Consider the following 21,401-nt stretch of genomic DNA (forward strand, 5'->3'; position numbering starts at 1 on the left):
CTCACCTGCCCGAAGGTGGGTCGCATGGCGCCAAGCCGGAGATAGATGGCTTGAAAGACTAGGGAGGAACGGATGTTGGCGACGTCGGTGGCGACCATGGCGCTGGTCGACGAGTTCGATCTGTCCGAGCCGTTGCGCGAAGGCGTGATGCCGGGTGTCGACGCGATGCTCCGCGCGCTCGATGCGGAGCCGGGGCTGAGCCCCGAAGGGCGTGCCGCCGCGATCGGCCTGTTTCGCGACAATCTCCGCCGCCTCGCCGCGATCGACGGCGATCGCCACCGCCATCCCGAGATCGCCGAGGTCGTGATCGACCGGCCGGTGTTCATCCTCGGCCTGCCCCGTTGCGGCACCAGCCTGCTCCATGCGCTGATCGGCGCCGATCCGGGGGTGCGCACGCCGATGTCGTGGGAGGTCGCCAACCCGTCACCCCCGCCGGAGGCCGCGACCTTCGCCAACGACCCGCGCGCGCAGGCGTTCGACGATTATGTCGCGGCCACCTTCGTCGGTAAATGGGCGGACATGCTGAAGGCGCATCCGATCGGGGCATGGATCCCGCAGGAATGCGGGATGATCCTGGAAACCTCGTTCCAGAGCCTCAACCCGCTGACCATGTTCCGCATTCCGGACTATTACCCTTGGTATCTCGAGCAGGATTCGCGGTTCGCCTACACGGTCCACAAGATGTTCCTGCAACATCTCGCATGGCGCAATCCGCGGGATCGCTGGGTGCTCAAGGTGCAGGAGCATGCCAATCATCTGCCGTCGCTGTTCGCGATCTATCCTGACGCGATGCTGGTGCAGCCGCATCGCGACCCGGTGACCGTGCAGGCGTCGATTTGCCGTCTGTTCGAGGTGCTGCGCAGCGTCGCCATCCCCGATCAGGATCGCGCCGCGCTCGGGCAGGAACTGCTCCATCTCTGGCATGACGGGCAGGTGCGGATGATGGCCTATCGCAAGGCCCATCCTTACAAGCCGGTCTATGACATGCGCTACAAGGATCTCGTCGCCGATCCGGTGCGGGCAGTGCAGGATGTTTACGCCTTTGCCGATATTCCGTTCACTCCGGAGACCGAGCGCGGCGTGCGCGGCTGGCTGGCCGACAACCCGGCGGGCAAGCATGGCAAGCACGTCTATGCCTTGAGCGACTATGGGCTGACGGAGGACGACGTCCGCGCCGTGTATGGCGATTATATCGACGCCTACCGGGAGTATATCTGATGGCGGATTTTCCCGGCTGGCTGGACTATCTGGCCACGATGGAAGGTGCGGGCGAGGTGCTCGACCTGCTTCAGGATCGCGTCGACGCCGATCTGTCGCAGGAGGCGTTGCGGCTGCTGTTTCTTGGCCTGTCCGGCGGTTTCTTCACGGCCTTCGCCGATCCCGACCTGCCCGATTTCGTGCCGGCGGTGAACACCGTGCTCAACGGCAGCATGACCAATCCCGATTTCGTCTATGCGACGGCATCGATCGACGGGGCTGGCGCGTATCGTATCAGCGGCGAGCGCGGCGATGGCCTGTTCGTGCTGATCGACATCGCCGCAGGCGGTCTAGGCGTGATGGACAAGCTCGGGCCGTCCTGCGGCACGATCGACCTCGACTCGATCGATATCGAGCCTGACGGCCGCTTCGAACTCGTACTGAGCCAGGAGCGGCCGGACGGATGCACGGGCAACTGGCGCGCGCTCGATCCACGTGCCGTGACCTTGAACCTGCGCCAGGCCGCCTACGATTGGGGGGACGGGCGCGACGGGCGCTTCGCGATCGAGCGGATCGACAAGCCGATCGCGCCGCGCCGAAGGACGGCCGCCGAGATCGCGGAGCGGCTGACGGCGCTCGCCGGCTATCCGCGGCGCTATGCGGGGCTTTGGATGAACGTCGTCAAGGATCAGGCGGCCAAGGGGTTGTGGAACCGCTTCGAGCATGACGATTGGGCGGGTCGGGGCGGGGTCGCCGGGCAGCATTATTACCAAGGCCTGTTTCGCATCGAACCGGGCCATGTGCTGCTGCTCGAGAGCGAATTGCCGGAGACCGTGCGCTACTGGAACGTGCAGCTGGGTGATCTCGTCTGGAACACGATCGACTGGATGAACCGCCAGTCGAGCCTCAACGGCGGCCAGGCGACGATCGACAGCGATGGCAAGTTCCGCGCGGTGATCGCGACCGACGATCCCGGCGTCCCCAACTGGCTCGATCCCGGCGGCTGGCGCGAGGGCGCGATCATGCTGCGCTGGACCGAGGCGTCGAGCGGGCCGGCGCCGACTTTGACGTTGATCCCGATCGGCTCGCTTCGCGACCACCTGCCCACTGACACGCCGACCATCGGCGCGGAGGAACGCGATCGCAGGCTTCGCGCGCGGCGGACCGGGGTGCAACTGCGCCGCCGCTGGTAGCGAACGGTGCCGGACGATGCGGAGGCGAGAGGCATGCGGTTCCTGACCGACGGATTGATGCTGCCGGAAGGCCCGATCGCGCTCGCGGACGGGTCTTTGATGGTGGTCGAGGTCTTGGGTGGCCGTCTGACCCGGATTGCGCCCGACGGTGCACGATCGGTCGTCGCGGAGCTGGGCGGAGGGCCGAACGGCGCCGCGATCGGCCCGGACGGCCGCTGCTACGTCTGCAACAATGGCGGCCTCGACCATATCGAGCTCGAAGGCGGTGCGCTCGTGCCGCAGGAGGCGCCGATCGACACGCCGCCCGGATCGATCCAGGTCGTCGATCTGGCGACGGGCGCTTTCGAGATGCTCTATGCGCATGGCGAGGCGACACCCTTCTGGGGCCCGAACGACATCGTGTTCGATCGTGATGGCGGCTTCTGGTTCACCGACTTCGGCCGTGATCGCGGACGCGTCCGGATGCGCGGCGCGGTCTATTATGCGCGGGCTGATGGCAGCGGCATTCGCGAAGTGATCGCGCCGATCGACGCGCCCAACGGCATCGGCCTCTCGCCCGACGGGCGGACGCTGTACGTCGCGACGACCTACGAAGCGCACCTGCTGAGCTTCCGGCTCTCGGCCCCCGGCGTGGTCGATCGATCGGCAGGGCAGATGCCGGGCGGGGCGACGATCGTCGGGCGGGCCGGTGCGGGCCAGTATCTCGACAGCCTGGCCATCGATCGCCAGGGCCGAATATGCGTCGCCTCGCCCGGCATCGGCGCGATTCTGGTCTTTCCGGCGGGGGGAGGCGCGCCGATGGCGATCGACATGCCCGACTTCCTGACCACCAACATCTGCTTCGGCGGGGCGGACCTGACGACTGCCTATGTCACGCTCGGCAGCAGCGGACGCGTCGCCATGCTCGATTGGGATACGCCGGGGCTGCCGCTCGCCTTCTGACCTGGCTAGTGTTTCGGCAGTGCGTAGGCGACGATCTCGTCGCTGTAGCCCGACAGCATCGCGCCATGTCCGCCGGCAGCGATCACGACGAACTGTCGCCCGCTTTTCGGTGACCAGTAGGTCGACGGGGAAGCATTGCCCCCGGCCGGCAAGCGAGCCTTCCATAGCTCACGGCCCGTCCTCACGTCATAGGCGCGGAAGGCATGCTCCTGCGTGGCTCCGACGAAGATCAGGCCGCTCGCTGTCACCACCGAGCCACCGATGTTCGGAACGCCCATCGGGATCGGCAGGAAGGTGGGCAGCGCGATCGGGCCGCTGTCGCGTGAGGTGCCGAAAACGTGGCTCCACGCGATCCTCCCGGTTCGCAAATCGACCGCGCTGATCCGGCCGTAAGGCGGTTGCTGGCAGGGTATCGCCAACGGTGACAGGAAGGGCATGATGTGCGCCGCATAAGGCACGCCCAGCTGCGCCACCGGGCCACCGACGTCGCTCATATGCTCGGCGTTCATCGGCTTTACGCCCATCCGATCGGCGTCGGCGCGCGTGATCAGCCGATCGTAGTTGGCGACCTGGTTGTTGTTGACGATCATGAGGCCGCGCGCCTTGTCGACCGATATGCCGCCCCAGTCGACACCGCCGAGATAGCCCGGCCACACGATCGTCGGCTGGTGCGTGCCGAGCGGCGTCATGTCGCCCTCGAAACGTGCCTCGCGGAACCGGAGGCGACACAGCGCCTGATCGATCGGCGTGAGGCCCCACATGCCTGCCTCGCTCGGCTTCGGGCCGCCGAAGGAGGGGAGGCCGACGGAATAGGGTTGCGTCGCGGCCAGCCGCTCCCCGGGAACGCCACCCTGCGGCACCGCGCGCTCCTTCACCGGGAAGACGGGGCGACCGGTGCGACGATCGAGCACGAAAATCTCGCCGCGCTTGGTCGGCTGGATCAGCCCCGGCACACCGCCGGGAAGATCGACCAGGGTCGGCTGGGCCGGTACGTCATAATCCCACAGATCGTGGTGCGTTGTCTGGAACGACCAGCGCACCGCGCCCGTGTTCGCGTCGAGCGCGACGACGGCGCTCGAGAAGCGGTCGTCGAGCGGCGTCCGATGGCCGCCGTAATAATCGGGGGTGGCGTTGCCCATCGGCGCGTAGACCAGCCCCAGCGCCTCGTCCGAGCTCATCGGCGCCCAGCTGTTGGGCGTGCCGCGCGTGTAGCTTGAGCCTGCGGAAGGCTCGGCATGATCATCCGGCTTGCCCGGATCATAGGCCCAGGCAAATGCGCCCGACACGGCGTCGTAGGCGCGGATCACACCGGCGGGCTCACCGACGCGTTGGCCGTCAGTCACCCAGCCGCCGAGCACCAGCTTGCCGCGCACCAGCGCTGGCGGCGAGGTGACGAAATAATAGCCCTTGTCGACCCGCCCCATGCCGGAGAGCAGTGAGACCGCACCGTCTTGTCCGAACTGGGGACATGATGCTCCGGTGGCGGCATCCATCGCGAGCAGCCGGGCGTCCACCGTGGCCATATAGATACGCTCGGCGCACGAGCCGGTCGCGTTCGGCACCTTGTAGTAGGTTACGCCGCGACAGGAGAGACCGTAAACGCCGCGAATGTCGGCTTTCGCGGCATGGCGCCAAAGCTGTTTCCCGGTTTCGGCATCGAGCGCGACGACATCGTTATAGCCGGTGCAGAAATAGAGCCGCTCTCCGATCTTGAGAGGATTGGCCTCGAAGGCGGAATGCGCGCCCTGCGGCATCGGTCCTGTGTGGTAGGTCCAGGCGACCCTGAGGCCGGCGGCATTGGCCGGCGTGATCTGCCGGAGCGGGGACCAGCGCGAGCCGCCGCGATCGTTGCCGTAGGCGATCCAGTCGCCATCGGCGGTGGTGGCGGGGGGCAGACCATAGGCGGTGGTCGTCGCGGCGGGATCTCGGTCGAGCCAGAATGTGGTGCCGACCATCAGCAGGATCGCCAGAGCAAGGGACGGCCACAGCAGCCTTCCCCCCGGAAGTGGCGCGACAAGGCCAATGTGACGGCGAAACCACGGTGTCAGCATCCACAACCCGAGACACACCGGCATGGCCAGTCGCGGGGCCAATGCCCATCCGTCGAGCCCGACCTCCTGCAGCGCCCAGACAAGATTGGCTGCGAGGAACACCCAGAACAGCCAGATCGCCGCGCGGCGGCGCATCGCGCCGAGGATCGCCGTGGCGACCATCACCGCTCCGGTAACAAGATACCAGGGCGAACCGTCCAACAAGGCGAGCTTGCCCCCGATCCAAAGCAGGGCGGCCCCGCTCGCCGCGAGGATCAGGAGGAAAGCCGCGTTGAGAGCAAAGCGGACCATGGAGGCCACGGAAATCAGGCGACCTTTTCGCTCAGCCATTCAGGAATGTTCAGCCGGTAGCATTTTTCTTCATAGAGCCGCGCGATGCGCCACCCATCAATGGTGCGCACGAGATCGTGAACGTACCACAGGCCGAACGTCACGGTGTCTTCCTGCGCGCCGTTGCTGACCGTCATCGGGTTGTAGCAGACCGTCTTCGTGCGGCACATGTCGCCGTCGAATTCGTAGCGCGTCGTCGATACGGCATGCTGCGCGGCGGTGACGATGGCGAAGCTGCCGCGCAGGAAATCCTTGGTTTCGGCGAGGCTGCCCCTGAACCCGACCATCTCGCTGTAGTCAATCACGGCATCGGGGGTGAAATAGCGATCCAGCGCGTCAAAATCGCGCGAATCGACGGCGTAGCAATAACCCACGAGCAGATCCTGAATCTCGAAGCGATCGGACATTTCCTGCACGCTGAGGCTCATCCCGCACCCTTTCCCGCTTGTCGGTATATTGTGGGAGTATAGGTCGCACGCAGCTAAGCCCGGGAGGCCTTTCCAAAGGTAGGTTGCCCGACCTTGCCCACTGTTCAAAGAAATCCGGTTCGTCGGCGATCTGCCGCGTCAAAGCCGCGCCAGCCCGGCGCTTCAAGGAGATCATGATGGGCCTTCCCGCCTTCACCGAAGCCGATTTCGTCCTGTCCCAGGAAAAGCGTGACGAGATCACCGCGGGGCTGACGCCACGCCAGAAGTTCATGGTCGAGCATTGGATGAACCTGCACGAGGTCATCAACCGTGGCGACTGGGACGGGATGGACGAGTATTTCAACGTCGATACCATGACCTACGACAACCCGAACCGTCCGGATCTGGGCACGTACAAGGTCTGGAAGACTTCGCCGCAAGGCCTCTACAAGACATTCCCGCCATCGATCTATCGCACGCTGAAGGCGTGGGGCCGTGGCGAGGACGAGATTTGCGTGCTGTGCCACCACCATGGCAAGCACACCGGCGGCCCCTACATGGGCGTCCAGCCGACCGGCAACGAGCTCAACGTGGTTTGGTTCTCGTGGCTGCGCTTCCGCGGCGATAAGATCGATCACATCTATTCGATCTCGGACGTGCTGACGATGCTCAAGGACCTCGAGGTGATCCAGGTCCCGCAGCCGGTAGATCCCTACAAGTAAGACGCTTCATTCTTCCGGGAAACGCCAAGGGCGCGCCGTTGGGCGCGCCCTTTTTATTTGCCCGACGAAGAAGCGGCCGGGCTTCGCACCGGTCGCCTCGCTCATTCGCCCAGCAGCGCCCAGGTGCCGAGGTCCTCGCCGGCCGTAAAGAACCGCTCGTTCATCGGCAGGCCGTTCTGGCCCCAATGATCCATGTTCGCCACCCATGCCTGGATGCCGTACATCACCCAGCGCCGCATCTGATCCCAGATCTCGTCAAGGCCGATGACGTTGGTCGCGCCTTCCTTGATCAGGCAATCGCGATAATGCGCCAGGAGATCGCGGTGGCTCTGGCGCCGCTCCTCGATTGTCAGCGAGCCGACGGTGAAATAGGTGAGGTCGCGCCACGGATGGCCGCGCCGGCCGAGCTGCCAATCAAGCCACATGCGCTCGCCGTCGGGAAGGATGTAGGTGTTGCCCTGATGGCAATCGCCAAGGATCACGCAATAAGGCGACTGGAAGTTGCGTTCAAACGTCACGAGCCGATCGTAGGCCCGCTCGACCCGGCGTGGATCGTCGAGATAATGTTTCGGCGCGATCGCGCGGAAATTGGGATCTTCGAGATTCTTCTCGATCCACTCCCACATGATGCGCACCTGATCGTAATCGACGGGCACGTCCATCGAGGTCGGCAGCCAGGGTGCCGCTTCGGGCGTGATCAGCGGGCTGTCCCAAAGGCCGGCGTGCAGTTTCGCCACGTCGGCGAGGCCGCTGGCGACGCCGTCAATTCCCGCATGCTGGGTGCTGTGCCCGAACTTGCCGCCGCGATCGATCAGGTCTTCCAGGACGATCACGCCCTGGCCGGTGCCATCGTCGTCCCAGTCGGCATAATAGCAGGTCGCCGTGGTGGCGGTCATCTTGTCGGTCAGGAAATGATAGAAGCGCGCTTCGAGCGCATGAATATCGACGTTGCCGAAAAGGCCCGACCAGTTCGACTTGATGCACAGGTTGCGCGGCAGCCCCGCGGCCTTGCCGGCGCCATTCCAGTCGACCGCGACGCGCAGCTTCGTCGTGTGGCTGTCGAACAGTTCCACGACCTCCATCGAGTGCGCCACGATGTCGGGATATTTGTTCGCCATGAGCCCGCCGAGCCATTCCGCGCTCGGGGTGAAGCGTCCCTTCGGCAGCGGATCGGTGCGGCTCGGATACGGCCGGGGAACGACGTTCGGGTCGATCGCCGCGGGTCTTGCCGCCAATGTTTCAGCCATATGATCTCTCCTTCGGCCACAGCATTCAGAAGGCTTGATCCGGATAGACCTGCCCGATGGAAGGTGCCGTGCGCGCCGCCCGGTCCTGCATGCAGCGGGAGCAGATGGTCGCGAGCATGGCAGCCATGAACGACATTTGCCGTTGTGGCGATCGAATCAGGCCGCGACGGATTCTCGACAGGCGCTATGCGGAACGCAGCGATGAAGGACGAGGCATTGATGACGACAGCGGGCGTAATCGGCTTGGGCATGATCGGCAGCGGCGTCGCCCTCTGTCTTGCACGCAGCGGACATCTGGCCGCGGTCTTCGATATCCGGCCGGACGCGGCCGAAAGCCTCGACGGCGTTCCGACGGTCGCCGCTTCGCCGGCGGCGGTGGCCGAGGCGGCGGACGTCGTGATCATCGCGGTTGTCAGCGCGAAGCAGACGCTCGATGTCCTGTCCGGCCCGGATGGCGTGCTGGCCAAGGCGCGGCCCGGGCTCAAGATCGTGCTGGTCGCGACCGTCGCGCTCAACGATCTGGTCGAAATCCGCAAGATCACCGACGCTGTCGGGGTGGCGCTGATCGATTGCGGCGTCACCGGCGGCCAGAAGGCACGCGAGAACGGCCTCGTCTGCCTGGTCGGCGGCGCCGACGCGGAGGTGGAGGCCGTGCGGCCCGTGCTCGAAGGCTTTGCCAAGCTCGTTGCCGTCATGGGAGGACCGGGCGCGGGCATGGCCGCCAAGATCGCGCGCAACATGATCGTGTTCGGCTGCCTTCGCGCGGGCTACGAAGCGGCGGTGATGTGCCGCAACACCGGCGTCGATATCCACCGGCTGAGCGACGCGATCGATGCGAGCAGCGAAGGCGTGGGCGGCCCGCTCATGCTCATGACGCGCCCCGATCCCGCCGCGAGCGAGCAGGAGGCGGGGCTGCGCGAATACACCCGCGGACTGATGATCAAGGATCTCGACGCGGCGATCGCCGCAGCCGCGGATTTCGGTTTCAGCGTTCCTTTGATCGAGCTTACCAAGGCGACCGATATGGCGGTCGTCGGGCTCGCCGACGTGATGGGAGAGAAAGCATGACGATGACGGAAGAGCAGTGGCAGAAGGGCCTCGCGGTCGTCGACGAGGTCTATGGTCCCGGCTTCAACAAGATGATGGAGCCGCTGAAGGACGTGCGCTTCAATCAGGAGATCGTCGCCAACCAGTTCGGCAATCTGTGGGCGGATCCGGCGATGTCGGTTCGCGACAAGCGCCTGATGGTGCTGGGCGCGACCACGATGCTGGGCCGCGCCGACCTGATCGAGGTGCAGATGACCGGCGCGCTCATCAACGAGGAGTTCACGCCCGAGCAGCTCGCGCTGATCCCGTTGTTCATGCTGTTCTACGCCGGCGCCGGCAACACCACGGCGCTGTACCGGGGCATCGAGGCGGCCAAGGCCAACGTCGCCAAGAAAAAGGAAGGCTGAAGCCTGTCGGTCGGCGGGCGCGGATCGACCGGGCTCGCCTCCAGTTACCAGGATGCGGACGTCGGTGGCGAAGCGGGCGTGGGCCGCCATCGGCGGGCGCGCACATGCTCGAGCAAAGGAGCGGATGATATGAAGAGGCTGGAAGGCAAGGTCGCAATCGTCACGGGCGGCGGTGGCGGGATCGGCGGTGCCGTGGTGCGGCGCATGGTGTCGGAAGGCGCGCGGGTCGCGGTGGCCGACGTGTTCGAGGAATCCGCCCGCCGGGTCGCGGAGCCGCTCGGCGACAGCGCGCTCGCCGTGCAGTTCGACGCGGCCAGCGCCGAGTCGGTGAAGGCGATGGTCGAGAAGACGGTCTCGCATTTCGGCAGGCTCGACATCCTTCACAACAATGCCGCGATGACCGATCCGGTCAAATCTCCGCAGGACACGACGACCGTCGATATCCCTCTGCCGATCTGGCAGGAGATCCTCGACATCAACCTCACCGGCTACATGCTCGGCTGCAAATACGCGATCCCGCACATGGTCGCGGGCGGCGGCGGCTCGATCGTCAACACCGCCTCGAACTCGGGAAGCGCCGGCGATCTCGCGCGCATCGCTTATGGCGCCACCAAGGGTGCGATCATCACGCTCACCCGCTATGTCGCAACGCAGCACGGTGCGCAGAACGTCCGCTGCAACAGCGTGGCGCCCGGTGTGGTGCTGACCGAAGCGCTCGAAAAGACGGTGCCGGGTCTCAAGGACATCATCAAGCGTCATATCCTGACGCCGGAATTCGGCACGCCGGACGATATCGCCGCGCTCGTGGTTTTCCTCGCATCGGATGAATCTCGCTACATTACCGGCGAAAACATCTCGATCTCCGGCGGCGGCCTGGTTCATCAGCCTCATTATGCCGATCTGAGGGCCTTCATGGAATCAGCGGCCTGATCCCGCAGAACAGATGACCCGGTCGCACGCGACTGACGCATGGCTTTTTCATTGCATCTCGATGTTTGTTTGTGCATCGCGACAAATGAACATGGAGACAAATTATGCATAACGTGCTGAAAGTGGCTTTCCTCGGCTTTGCCCTTGCCTATCCTGCGGCCGCCATCGCGCAAGCACCCGCGACTGCGGCGGTCGTCAAGGTTGGTCGAATGCTGTCTTCTTCCGACGGTCACCGGCTTGGGCGGATCGATCAGCTGGACAAGGGCCCGGACGGCACTCTGATCACGGCCGAGTTGTTCAGCGACCAAGGGATTCTCTACGTTCCCGTGTCCACTCTCTCTTCGACCAATGGAACGAGCTTCGTGACCAGCCTGACTTACGCACAGGTCACCAAGGGGAAGTAAGTCCTGTCGGGGGCGCGCCGTCGTTTCGCGCCGGTTGAAGGTGGCTCGGCTCGACACGATCCCGTGACGGGCGGCCCCTCAGGCGGCGAGCCCTCTCGCCGCGATATAGCCCAGCGTCATCGCCGGCCCGACATTGCAGCCGTGGGCAGGCGCCTTGCCCCGCCAGATTGAATGGACATCCAGACCCGCTGCGCGCAACCCGGGAATGGCCTCGCCCTGCGCATCGAGCACGCGCGCCTCGCCATCGATGCGCAACCCCACGGTGGTCGATCCGTCACCCGGGAAAATCCGGATGGCGTAGAAGGGAGCGTTCGCGATCGGGCCGAGGCAGGGGTTCGGCGCGTGGCGATAATCGCCCAGATCGCGATCGAGAGCGCTGTCGCCCTTGTGGAAGTCCGGATCGATCCCGGTCACGGCATAGCCGTTCATCTTGGCGACGGTCGCTTCGAGCCCCGCCGCGTCGACACCGATCTTGCGGGCCAACTCGGCCAGCGTCGGCGCCTCGATCAGATAGCTGGCGGCGACCAGCTTCTTGATCGCGCCGCCGCCCGGCAGGGACAGGCCGAAACCGTATTTCTTGACGAACGCGGCATCGGCGACGAGATGCGCCGGCACCGCGCCGGCTTTGTGCATATAGTCGACGAAGGTGTTCGACGCCTCGTTGCCGAAGCGCTGGCCGCTCTTGTCGACGGCGACGCAGCCGGGTTTCGACATGTCGATGAGGTGGGCATAGATGGCGGTCGAGCCGTCCGGCTTCTTCATCGTCGAGACCACCGACCAGACGCCGTTGGCGACATTCTCGCCGCCGGTCACGCCGCCGGCTTCCAGCCCCATGTTCATGCCGTCGCCGGTATTGCAGCCGGCCATGATCGAGATGTGCTGATCGGGATAGGGCATGTAGGCGCGGCGCAACTGCTCGTTGCTGGAGAAGCCGCCGGTCGCCAGCACGACGCCGCGCGTCGCCTTCAGGGTCTCAGTCTTGCCATTACGGCTCACGGTGACGCCGGTAACGCCGTTCGGGCCGGTATCGAGCGAGAGAACGGAGGTATTGCGCCAGAGCGTCACGCCTGCGTCGTGGGCCGAGCGCAACAGCCGCGCGGCGAGGGCATTGCCCATCGTGATGCGCGATCCGCGCCGCCGCCCGCGCATCTTGTCCCAGGCATATTGGGCGACGATCTTCATCATGTAGATCATCGATTTGGGCGAGGACTTCATCTGATCGAGATGCGGCAGATCGGGCAGATCGACCATGAAACCGACCGGCGCGTTGAACTCGCTGCGCGGATCGCGCAATTCGTCGAGATAGCCGTTGAGCTTCTGGGTGCGATATTCGAGCGGGCGCAGCAGGCGGCCTTCCATGCTCGCGCCCTCGATCTCGGGATGCCAGTCGGGCGAGTGATCGGCCAGCGCGAACCGAACCTCGGTCTTGTCCTCGAGAAAACGCACCATCTCCGGCCCGGCCTGCAGATAGGCGTCGAGCACCTCGCCCTCCAGGCCCTCGCCGACGAGGGTCGCGACATAGTTGCGCGCCGCGCCGGCTGGCTCGGGAATGCCCGCCGCGATCTGGTGATGGTTGCCGGGGATCCAGATGCCACCGCCGGAGATGGCGGTGGTGCCGCCGAACAGGTCGGTTTTCTCCAGCACCAGAACCTTGAGGCCCTTGCGCGCGGCCGTGACGGCGGCGGTCAGCCCGGCCGCGCCCGAACCGACGATGATGGCATCCCATTGCGCGCTCATAGGGTCTCCGTCGTTTGGCAGCCGTGGTCGGCCGCTCTTCTCGATCGTGCACGCTAGTCAGGCCCGTGCATGGAGTACCTGCCTTTGGAAAGGCGGCTCGCTCGCCAAAGAATGCGCTGCATCACGATACGTTCACTCTTTGCCGAGGACGCCCGACCATGCTCACGCTCCATCATCTCAGCGATTCCCGGTCGCAACGGACCCTGTGGCTGCTGGAGGAACTTGGTCTGCCTTATCGCCTCGTCCGCTACCAGCGCGTTCCTGAGACGATGGCGGCGCCGCCGGAAATGAAGGCGCTGCATCCGATAGGGAAGGCGCCGATCCTGGAAGACGAAGGACGGCGGATGGTCGAATCCGGCGCGATCACGCAATACATACTGTCCCGCTATGGGGACGGAGGCCTCGCGCCGGCACCGACCGGCGAGGACTATATGCGCTATCTCGAACTGCTCGAGATCGGTGTCGCGAGCGGCATGACGCCCGTGCTGCTGAGCGTCTATGCCCGCATGGCGGGCCTGCCGACAGGTGAGCTCGATGCAGCAGCCGAGCGCGAATATGCTTTGGTGCTCGGCTATCTCGAAAGCATCCTCGCGCACGGGCCCTGGTTGCTCGGCAATCGGTTTTCGGCGGCGGACATCCAGGCCAGCTTCGTTCCCGCGCTGGCACGGTTCCTGGGCTCCATCGCCGCTTATCCCAACATAGTCGCCTGGCTGGAGCGGCTCGAGGCCCGCCCCGCATTCCGCGCCACGATCGAAAAGGGCGGCCCCTTTATCTACGTCGGCTAGGCCGGCGGGCAGCATTGCGACAGAGGTGGCAGGTTGGGGCGTTCGTTGGCGGTTGGGTCGCCGGCGAGGCCGCCTTAGAGGTTTGACGTTTCAGATTCGGTCGGAGGCAGCGATGAGCGACGAGCAGGGCGTCTATGAATGGGAGCAGCTGCTGGACGATCTCCGTCCGCTGGGCGAGCAGATGCGCCAACGCCTGCCCGAACGGCTGCGGGCCGATCCCCATGTCCGCCAGGAGTCCGTCCGGCTCCTGCTGATGGGCCTGCTGCGGACGACCAACGATGCGATCATCCACGATCGCGAGCATCCGATGTTCGTGCCCGAGCTCAACATCGTGCAGAACATCTTCCAGCCGAACTCGGACACGATCTACAAGGCCGCGCTGATCGGCAAGGGCGGGAGCTATCGCCTGCACGGTGAGCGTGGTGACGTGCGGCTCATGGTGCTCGCGCAACTCGGCCCCGACACGCTGCGCACTGGGCAGCATCATCCCGCGCTCGACACCAACGATTTCAAGACGCTTCCGCTCGATTCCGACGGCCGCTTCGATGTCGTCATCTCGCCGGAAAAGCCCACTGACTGGGACGGCGCGTGGTGGCCGCTGCACCCCGAGTGCGAGAAGTTCATGCTGCGCATCGTCGGGTGCCGCTGGGGCGACGAGCGCGAGCCGCGCTTCGGCATCGACCGGCTGGACACACCGGCTCCCAAGGGGCGTCCCAGCCTCGCCCAGCTCGCCGCGCGCTTCGCCGAGATTCCCTTCACCACGCGCACATGCGCGCTCGCCTTCCCTGACAAGGTCGAGAAGATGCGCGAGACGCTGCTCAACCAGCTCCAGGTCGTCGATTTCTCGCAGATGAGCGGGCTGCAGCGCCAATCCTATTACGAAGGTGCCTATGATCTCGCCGAGGACGAGGCGCTGATCACCGAGGTCGCGATCCCCGACGAGGTGGGTTACTGGTCGCTGATCCTCACCAACGAACTGTACGAGACGACCGACTGGTACAACAACCAGTCCAGCCTTAACGACGCGCAGGCCGTGGTCGACAGCGATCGGGTCTTCCGCGCGGTGATCTCCGCGCGTGATCCGGGGGTGCACAACTGGCTGGACACCGCCGGCTATCCGCGCGGTGCAATACAGGGACGCTGGTTCGATACCGACCAGCGGCCGACGCCGGCGATCAAGAAGGTCAAGGTCGACGAGGTCCTGTCGCACCTGCCGCCCGGCACAAGAAAGGTATCGACCGAAGAGCGCGATGCGATGCTCCGCCGGCGGCGCATCAACGGGCACATGCGCACGCTCTGGTAGGAGAGGCAAATGGACGTCCTGACAAAGCTGGAAGCATATGACGCGATCCGCACCGTGAAGGCCAAATATTGCCGCTTCCTCGACAGCAAGGACTGGCAGGGCTTGGAAAGCATCTTTGCGCCAGACATCGTGCTCGATGTGTCCGAGGATACCGGAAAGCCCCCCTTCGAGGGGCGGGAAGCCGCGATCGACTGCATTCGCTGGTCGGTCGCCGATGCCAAGTCCGCGCACCAGATCCACTTTTCGGAAATCACGTTGGACGGCGAGGATGCTGCCGATGTGATCACCCCGATGCAGGACCGGGTCGTCTGGGCACCGGGCAAATGCCCCGTGCCCGGCGTCGCCTCGATCACCGGCTACGGCCACTATCGCGAACGCTACGTGAAGCGGGATGGCGCCTGGAAGATCGCGCATCTCCAGCTGACGCGCCTTCATGTAGAAGTCCACCCCGAGCCTGCCGCGGGATAGGCGCGCGCGGGCGGCGGTGCGCCCATCGCGCGGCGATGAGAAGCTGTGAGGATCTATGATGAGCGAGGAAGCCGGCGCCCGGGCGCTGTTCGACAAGTTCGGCACCTATATCCTGCCCGGCCGGGTCAACGATCCCCGCCGTGGCATCGAAGAGGCGATCGAGGCCGAGCGCATCGGCCTCGGCTGCGTGTGGATATCCGAACGCTATGCCCTGAAGGAGCCGGCCGTGCTCGCGGGTGCGGTCAGCGAGGCGACCTCCAAGATCCGCATCACCGGCACCTTCTATGCGACCATGCGTCACCCGCTTGTCACCGCCAGCGTCGCCAACATGATGCAGGCGATGAGCGGCGATCGCTTCCGTCTGATGTTCGCGCGCGCCGTGCCGGCCTACATGAAGATGCTGGGCGCCCCCGCGGTGACGATGGAGCGGCTGGCCGACGCCATCTCGATCATCCGCCGGTTGTGGGCGGGCGAGACGGTGAACTACGAGGGCATCCTCGGCAAATTCCCGGCGATCAAGCTGACCGACAAGCATGATGGGTCGACGCCGCCGATCATCTTCACCGCGATCGGCCCTAAGTCCCTAGAATTTGCCGGCACGCATTGCGACGGCGTTCTGCTGCACCCGTTCGTATCACCCGACGGCGTACGCAACAGCACCAGGATCGTGCGCGATGCCGCCGAAAAGGCCGGCCGAGACCCGATGTCGGTGCGGATCTATCACAATATCATCGTCGCGCCCGATCTCCCGCCGGAAGAGGAGGCCGCGGTCGTGCGCGGCCGCGCGATCACTTATTTCGAGCTGCCCGGCTTCGGCGACATGATCGTCGACATCAACGGCTGGGACAAGGCGGTGCTGGATCAGATCCGCGCGCACCCGCAGATCGCCTCGCTCAACGGCAAGCCGGCGGACCAGGCCTATACCCGTCAGGAACTGGTCGAAGTCGGCAAAATACTCCCGCAGAAGTGGATCGACGAAGGCGCCGCCGTCGGCACCGCCGCGCAATGCGCCGACCAGCTCATGACCTATCTCGACGCCGGTGCCGACGAAATCCTGCTGCACGGATCCTCCCCCAAGGACATGGGTCCGCTGGTCGGCGAGCTCAAACGCGCCCTGGCGGCGAAGGGTCTCTGATTCGGGACTCTGCCGTTGCTTGACCAGCGGTGGCGGGTCATAAATAAACGCTGTTGATAAAGAGCCGGGCGAAGGATCGGCCGAGCGATGGAGAGGATGCTGCATGGCGGATGCTGAAACGGCGGAGCCGTCGACGGCGCTCGACGCCGACGCGCTGATCGCGGAGGCGAGGGCGAATACCGCGCTCGACGATTTCGGCGCGGATCGAAGTTTCCTGACCGGCTATCGCAAGCTGGTGGAAGCCGTGGAGGCGATGGACCCGCCGCCACAACTGCGGGCGTCCGCGCATCACCGCATTCTCGCGCTGCTCGAAACGCGGCTGCGTTTCGCCGAGGACGATCGCCTTCATCCCGAGATCGCGCGGCAGGATGTCGGGGTTCCGCTGGTCGTCTGCGGCCTGCCCCGCACGGGCACGACGATCACCTACGATCTGCTCTGCCTCGATCCCGCCGCGCGCGCGCCGACCGAATGGGAATGGTACGTTCCTTGGCCCGCACCGGAGATCGCGACCTTCGACAGCGATCCGCGGATCGCGCAGGTGCAGGCGATCTACGAGAATTGGCTGAAACACGCGCCGCAGCTCGCCGACATCCAGCGGATGGATTGCACGCAGCCGGGCGAGTGCAATCACGGCATGATGTATCATTTCGCCAGCAGCAATTTCCCGGCCGAGTTCGGTGTTCCCGATTTCGCCAAATGGCTGCGGGAGACGGTGGCCGAGGGGCAGTATGTCAGTCACAAGCGGCTGCTCCAGCAATTCCAGTGGAAAGGCCCGAAGGGTCGCTGGACCCTGAAATCGCCGCAGCATCTGTTCGATCTGCCGGGGCTGGTCGAGGCGTATCCCGGCGCCATGCTGGTGTGGACGCATCGTGATCCGGTGCTCACGCTCTCGTCGCTTTCCAGCATGATCGCCGGCTTCCTTGCTGCTTTCGGAGCGGACAAGGACAAGACGGCGATAGGGCGCGGCGTTTTCGACATGTGGAGCGCCGGGCTTGCGCGCGGCACGCGGGCGCGGCTCGACCATCCGGACATCGAGAGCCGCATCATCGACCTCGGCCATGCGGAGATCGTCGCCGATCCGGTGGGAGCGATCGAGCGCATCTACGATCGCTTCGGCCTGGCTTTCACCGACGAGCATCGCGCGCGGATCGTCCGCTTCCGCTCGGAGAGCGCCAGCGCCGGCCGGCTCGGTCGTCATAAGCACAGCCCCGCCGAATATGGCATCGACCCCGACGAGGTCCACGAACGCCTGGCCGATTATTACGAGCGCTTCGGCCATTTCCTGACGCCCGCCCAAAAGGATTGACGGCATGAGCGCACTTGACCGCTTCCGGCTCGACGGTCGCACTGCGATCCTGACCGGCGTCGGCCCGGGCGTTGGCGAGCATGTCGCCAAGGCCTACGCCGAGCTCGGCGCAAACGTCGTCATCTCGGCACGCTCGCAGGACAAGCTCGATCGCATCGCTGCCGAGATCAACGCACTCGACGGCGGCCGGGCCCGCGCGGTGGCGGTCGACGCGGGCGAGAGGACGGCCCTGCAAAGGCTCGTCGATGCCGCGCACGAACATTTCGGGCCGATCCACATCGTCTTTAACAATGCTGCCGCCGGTGTCGTCTATGCGAGGGACGGCGGCCTGTGGGCGAACACCGACGACGTGTGGAAGACCGCGCTCGACGTCAACCTGATGGCCACCTGGCGGCTGGCGGAGATGACCACGGACGACATGCAGGCCCACGGCAAGGGCAGCATCATCTCGGTGCAAAGCTGCGGAGGTTTCACGCCGATCCCGCCTGCGGTGGCCTATGGCGTGAGCAAGGCGGCGCTCGCGTTCCTCACCCGCTCGCTCGCCAAGGCCCTGGCGCCGCACACCCGCGTCAATGCGCTGTGCGTCGGTTCGATGAGTCCGGACGGGCAGGAGGCCGAGATTCACAAGGGCCTTGGCCTCGCCGAGCGCAATGCGATCAAGCGCTTCGGCGCGGCCGATGAGGCGGTTGGCGCCGCGATCCTGCTGGCGGGCGACGGATCGAGCTACACGACCGGCAGCACCGTGTTCACCGAGGGCGGGCGCGTGGGGACGATCTCGTGACCGCGAACCCGCTCTGGACCGACGATCAGGCGGCGGCCGAGAAACTCGCCCTGCGACTGATCAAGCGCGAGGACGTGCGCGCGGCGCGCGAAACGGCGCGGCGCGCGATGCTCGAAGACCCGCTCGCCGCAACGCTCGACGGCATCGCCGGCCTCGATCGCTCGCTCGACCAGTGGGTTCTGGGGCTGGTCATGCGGGAGGCCAACGGCGACACGATCGATCCCAGGGTTGTGTGGAACATCAGCAACGCGCCGCGTGACTGGTACGGCCATGTCTATCTCGGTGCCGCAGTGGCGATCGACAATCCCGACAATTTCAACCGCGAGATCCCGATCGACGGTGACGGGACGTATGAGATCACGATTCGTTTTTCGGCCGATCCACCGCAATTCAGCATCGTCTGCGAGGTCGAGCCCGAACATCATGCCGGGCTGGGTCGCAACCTGGGGGCCTACACCCTCCAGCAGTTGACCGAGGGCTCGGCGCCGGGAGAGCCTGTGATCATAACCGTCGGGCCGGGCGAGGGCGGTCGCTTCCACCTGAAGACCGAGCCCGGAGCGCGTATCCAGGTCTATACCCGTGACAGCCAGCGCGATTGGGACCAAGTGCCCGCGGAGGTTTCGGTGCGCCGCCTCGATCCGCCGACAGACCACACCCCGCGAACGGAGGACGAGATCGCCGCAACGGTGGTTGCCGACATGCCCGCATGGGTGACGTTCTGGAGCCATTTCAAGGACGATTTACTCGGTCCGCCTCCCTTCAACAGCTTCGCCGGGCCGAACGGGCGCGACGGGGGTTGGGGCTATCTTGCCGGCGGTCGATTCCGGCTCGCGGCGGACGAAGCGCTGATCGTCACCACCGATCCGGCCGGCTCCTATTACACGGGCTTCCAGATTTCGGATCCCTGGACCGTCTCGCCGGACCCGATGGTACGGCTGGTGAGCCTCAACACGAGCCAGGTCGAGCCGAATCCGGACGGGACGCTGACCTTCGCGCTCGCCGCCGTCGATCCGGGCCTCGCCAACTGGATCGATACGACCAACCTGGCCGAGGGCTGGATGCTGATCCGCTGGCAAGGCGTGCCGGCCTCCGCCGATCCCGCGCGTTTTCTGCGAGAAACGCGTGTCGTGGCACTCGACCGCATCGAGGCGGACGTTCACGCCGCCGTCCCGCGCATCGATATCGCGGGCCGACGACGACAGCTTGCGCGGCGCGCCCGATCGCACGGTACGCGGACGCGCGCCGGCCAATGGTTGCCATAGGGGTTCGATCGGGGGAGGAACGACGATGCAGCCCAAAGGAACCGTGCTCGAACTGTGCCAAGTCGTCGACGACATCGACGCGGCGCTGGATCACTGGACACGGACCATCGGGGCAGGACCGTTCTTCGTGTTCGACGTGCCGGTTCTGCCTGGGCAGATATATCGTGGACGACCCACCGAAGTCTCGATGCGCGTCGCCTTCGGCTTCACCGGCGGGCTGCTGATCGAGCTGCTCCAGCAGACCAACGATACGCCATCGGTCTTCACAGAGATGCTCGAGGCGCGAGGTCGTGGCTATCATCATGTCATGCTGCGCGTGCCTTACGACGAGGGCGTCGAGCGCCTGTCCGGTCAGGGCCACGAGATCGCGTTCAGCGGCCGGATGCCGAGCGGAGAACGATTCTGCCTCTTTGATACGCGCTCGTCCGACGGCAGCTACGTGGAGCTGATGGAGATTTCGCCAGCGATGGAGGATTCGCTGGGTCGAATGCACCGCGCGCATCTTTCATGGGACGGGGCGACCGATCCGGTGCGCGGAATGGATCGCCTCGGCGAAATCACCTGATGTCAGCCCGGGCAGGCGATCGATTCGAGCTCGATTGCCTGGATCAGCATGTCCGTGCCGCGTCCGAACGCCATCTCCGCCCGTGCGCGCGCAATCGCCATGTCGCGCTCGTCGGATGGCAGGCTCTCCGCGACCACGACACTACCGAGCACGATCACCGAGAACAGGACCAGTATTTCTTCCTGGCGATGCCTATCGAGCCCCGCCTCCTCGAGCGCGCCGAAGATCGCTGTCCGCACACGAAGGGCGTTGGGCTGCCCGAGGCGGTTGGCGCTGCGCGACAGGATGAACGCAGCGGAACCAGGATAGTCGCGATAGGCACTTTGGACTGCGGCGGCGATATTGCGAAGCCTTGTCCGCCAGTCCGTGGCGCTGAGGTCGGGCATGCGATCCCGCAGGATTTCGTCGGTCAGCAGCGCGAGCATGTCCTCCTTGTCGCGGACATGGTTGTAGATCAGTCGCGGCGACACACAGAGCGCCAGCGCGACCGAACGGATGTTCAGCGCATCGATTCCGCCGCTTCGCGCCATGTCCAGCAAGACGCGCACGAGACGATCCCGATCGAGCGCGGGGCCTTCGGACGACGGGCGCCGACCGCGAGGGCGCGCGACGAAGGTGGCTTGGCTCACAAGCCGATCTTAACGTCGGGCAGGCGGCTTTTCCAGCAAGCGCTTTACGAGGCTAGGCGACAGGGAGAGCGGCATGACTGATGACGGGATCGTAAATGGAGGGCAGGAGCTGGCCGATCGCAATCGGGCGACCATCCTGCGGCTCATGCGCGCGATGGACGTCTGCGACGCCGATACGATCAGGGAGATCATCGCGCCGACCGCGACGTGGTGGGTGCTCGGCGTCGGCGTGCTCGACCGCGAAAACGTGATTCAGCAGCTGCAGCACCTGCTGGGCGATGCCCAGGTTGCGGAAACGCACATCATCGGCACCACCGCCGAAGACGATCGCGTCGCCGTCGAGGCGCACGGCAACTTCGTGTTCGCGGACGGCCGAGCCTACCGGAACCACTATCACCATCTGTACACATTGACGGCCGACCGGGTCGTCGCCGTCCGCGAATATCTGGATCTGCGTGAGACCGAACGGGCGTTCGGCCCGATTGGCGGCCGACGGATCGCTGCACCACGTCAAAATTAAATATTCTATAGAATATACTTGTGAAAAGCAGAG

The 21,401-nt window shown here is 65.3% G+C and carries 22 protein-coding genes; 17 read left to right on the top strand and 5 right to left on the bottom strand.

Going from position 1 to position 21,401, the window contains the following annotated elements:
* The first annotated feature begins 72 nt into the window (after positions 1–72).
* Genes HZF05_RS06140 through HZF05_RS06150 form a run of 3 tightly spaced genes read left to right on the top strand, consistent with a single transcriptional unit; the run spans position 73 to position 3,332 of the window.
* Positions 73–1,218, top strand: coding sequence for a sulfotransferase family protein (locus HZF05_RS06140; RefSeq protein WP_160363485.1), 1,146 nt, complete (start codon positions 73–75; stop codon positions 1,216–1,218).
* Positions 1,218–2,390, top strand: a complete 1,173-nt coding sequence (locus HZF05_RS06145; RefSeq protein WP_246331633.1) for a hypothetical protein — start codon at positions 1,218–1,220, stop codon at positions 2,388–2,390. Before HZF05_RS06140 ends, HZF05_RS06145 begins: the two co-directional genes overlap by 1 nt.
* A 33-nt stretch (positions 2,391–2,423) precedes the next feature.
* The gene (locus HZF05_RS06150; protein WP_160363486.1) at positions 2,424–3,332 is read left to right on the top strand and encodes an SMP-30/gluconolactonase/LRE family protein; all 909 of its coding nucleotides are present in this window, start codon (positions 2,424–2,426) and stop codon (positions 3,330–3,332) included.
* Positions 3,333–3,337: 5 nt separating this feature from the next.
* Here the strand turns inward: HZF05_RS06150 and HZF05_RS06155 are convergent, their stop codons facing one another.
* Together HZF05_RS06155 and HZF05_RS06160 are read right to left on the bottom strand one after the other, a co-directional pair.
* Positions 3,338–5,674, bottom strand: a complete 2,337-nt coding sequence (locus HZF05_RS06155) for a membrane-bound PQQ-dependent dehydrogenase, glucose/quinate/shikimate family (protein WP_160363487.1) — start codon at positions 5,672–5,674, stop codon at positions 3,338–3,340.
* Positions 5,675–5,688: 14 nt separating this feature from the next.
* Positions 5,689–6,141: a nuclear transport factor 2 family protein gene (locus tag HZF05_RS06160; protein WP_160363488.1), complete on the bottom strand. Its 453-nt coding sequence runs from the start codon at positions 6,139–6,141 to the stop codon at positions 5,689–5,691.
* A gap of 173 nt (positions 6,142–6,314) precedes the next feature.
* Here HZF05_RS06160 and HZF05_RS06165 point away from each other — a divergent pair, with 173 nt between their 5' ends.
* Positions 6,315–6,842: an ester cyclase gene (locus tag HZF05_RS06165; protein ID WP_246331635.1), complete on the top strand. Its 528-nt coding sequence runs from the start codon at positions 6,315–6,317 to the stop codon at positions 6,840–6,842.
* A gap of 101 nt (positions 6,843–6,943) precedes the next feature.
* Here HZF05_RS06165 and HZF05_RS06170 read toward each other — a convergent pair whose 3' ends face one another.
* Positions 6,944–8,089 carry a protein kinase family protein gene (locus tag HZF05_RS06170; RefSeq protein WP_160363490.1) on the bottom strand — a complete coding sequence of 382 codons (1,146 nt, stop codon included), beginning with the start codon at positions 8,087–8,089 and terminating at the stop codon, positions 6,944–6,946.
* A 186-nt stretch (positions 8,090–8,275) separates the two neighbouring features.
* On the opposite strand from HZF05_RS06170, the gene HZF05_RS06175 reads away from it, so the two are divergent.
* The 4 genes from HZF05_RS06175 to HZF05_RS06190 all read left to right on the top strand — a co-directional run bounded on the left by HZF05_RS06175 (position 8,276) and on the right by HZF05_RS06190 (position 10,877).
* Complete coding sequence (locus HZF05_RS06175; RefSeq protein WP_160363491.1) at positions 8,276–9,157, top strand: NAD(P)-dependent oxidoreductase; 882 nt, start codon at positions 8,276–8,278, stop codon at positions 9,155–9,157.
* Complete coding sequence (locus tag HZF05_RS06180; RefSeq protein ID WP_160363492.1) at positions 9,154–9,543, top strand: carboxymuconolactone decarboxylase family protein; 390 nt, start codon at positions 9,154–9,156, stop codon at positions 9,541–9,543. Before HZF05_RS06175 ends, HZF05_RS06180 begins: the two co-directional genes overlap by 4 nt.
* Positions 9,544–9,672: 129 nt before the next feature.
* On the top strand, positions 9,673–10,473 hold the full coding sequence (locus HZF05_RS06185) for an SDR family NAD(P)-dependent oxidoreductase (protein WP_160363493.1): 801 nt from the start codon (positions 9,673–9,675) through the stop codon (positions 10,471–10,473).
* A gap of 104 nt (positions 10,474–10,577) precedes the next feature.
* Positions 10,578–10,877, top strand: coding sequence for a hypothetical protein (locus tag HZF05_RS06190; RefSeq protein ID WP_160363494.1), 300 nt, complete (start codon positions 10,578–10,580; stop codon positions 10,875–10,877).
* Positions 10,878–10,955: 78 nt separating this feature from the next.
* On the opposite strand, the gene HZF05_RS06195 is transcribed toward HZF05_RS06190, so the two are convergent.
* On the bottom strand, positions 10,956–12,614 hold the full coding sequence (locus HZF05_RS06195) for an FAD-dependent oxidoreductase (RefSeq protein ID WP_160363495.1): 1,659 nt from the start codon (positions 12,612–12,614) through the stop codon (positions 10,956–10,958).
* 158 nt (positions 12,615–12,772) lie between these two features.
* On the opposite strand from HZF05_RS06195, the gene HZF05_RS06200 reads away from it, so the two are divergent.
* The 8 genes from HZF05_RS06200 to HZF05_RS06235 all read left to right on the top strand — a co-directional run bounded on the left by HZF05_RS06200 (position 12,773) and on the right by HZF05_RS06235 (position 20,219).
* The gene (locus HZF05_RS06200; protein WP_160363496.1) at positions 12,773–13,399 is read left to right on the top strand and encodes a glutathione S-transferase family protein; all 627 of its coding nucleotides are present in this window, start codon (positions 12,773–12,775) and stop codon (positions 13,397–13,399) included.
* 112 nt (positions 13,400–13,511) lie between these two features.
* A complete protein-coding gene (locus HZF05_RS06205) occupies positions 13,512–14,702 on the top strand; it encodes a DUF1214 domain-containing protein (RefSeq protein WP_160363497.1) in 1,191 nt (396 codons plus the stop codon).
* A gap of 9 nt (positions 14,703–14,711) precedes the next feature.
* The gene (locus tag HZF05_RS06210) at positions 14,712–15,170 is read left to right on the top strand and encodes a nuclear transport factor 2 family protein (RefSeq protein ID WP_160363498.1); all 459 of its coding nucleotides are present in this window, start codon (positions 14,712–14,714) and stop codon (positions 15,168–15,170) included.
* Between the two features lie 58 nt (positions 15,171–15,228).
* Entirely contained in the window at positions 15,229–16,305 is a 1,077-nt protein-coding gene (locus HZF05_RS06215) for a TIGR03857 family LLM class F420-dependent oxidoreductase (protein ID WP_160363499.1), read from the top strand.
* A gap of 103 nt (positions 16,306–16,408) precedes the next feature.
* Positions 16,409–17,611 carry a sulfotransferase family protein gene (locus HZF05_RS06220; RefSeq protein WP_160363500.1) on the top strand — a complete coding sequence of 401 codons (1,203 nt, stop codon included), beginning with the start codon at positions 16,409–16,411 and terminating at the stop codon, positions 17,609–17,611.
* Between the two features lie 4 nt (positions 17,612–17,615).
* Positions 17,616–18,392, top strand: a complete 777-nt coding sequence (locus tag HZF05_RS06225; protein ID WP_160363501.1) for an SDR family NAD(P)-dependent oxidoreductase — start codon at positions 17,616–17,618, stop codon at positions 18,390–18,392.
* Positions 18,389–19,654 (top strand): hypothetical protein, encoded by a 1,266-nt coding sequence (locus HZF05_RS06230; protein WP_160363502.1) that lies wholly within the window; start codon positions 18,389–18,391, stop codon positions 19,652–19,654. The genes HZF05_RS06225 and HZF05_RS06230 overlap by 4 nt, the downstream gene beginning before the upstream one ends.
* A gap of 25 nt (positions 19,655–19,679) precedes the next feature.
* On the top strand, positions 19,680–20,219 hold the full coding sequence (locus HZF05_RS06235; protein ID WP_160363503.1) for a VOC family protein: 540 nt from the start codon (positions 19,680–19,682) through the stop codon (positions 20,217–20,219).
* A 2-nt stretch (positions 20,220–20,221) separates the two neighbouring features.
* Here the strand turns inward: HZF05_RS06235 and HZF05_RS06240 are convergent, their stop codons facing one another.
* The gene (locus HZF05_RS06240) at positions 20,222–20,767 is read right to left on the bottom strand and encodes a TetR/AcrR family transcriptional regulator (protein WP_343046842.1); all 546 of its coding nucleotides are present in this window, start codon (positions 20,765–20,767) and stop codon (positions 20,222–20,224) included.
* A gap of 154 nt (positions 20,768–20,921) precedes the next feature.
* On the opposite strand from HZF05_RS06240, the gene HZF05_RS06245 reads away from it, so the two are divergent.
* Positions 20,922–21,368: a nuclear transport factor 2 family protein gene (locus HZF05_RS06245; RefSeq protein WP_160363504.1), complete on the top strand. Its 447-nt coding sequence runs from the start codon at positions 20,922–20,924 to the stop codon at positions 21,366–21,368.
* Positions 21,369–21,401: the final 33 nt, after the last annotated feature.

The sequence above is a fragment of the Sphingomonas chungangi genome (genome assembly GCF_013778325.1).
GTDB lineage: Bacteria > Pseudomonadota > Alphaproteobacteria > Sphingomonadales > Sphingomonadaceae > Solisphingomonas > Solisphingomonas chungangi.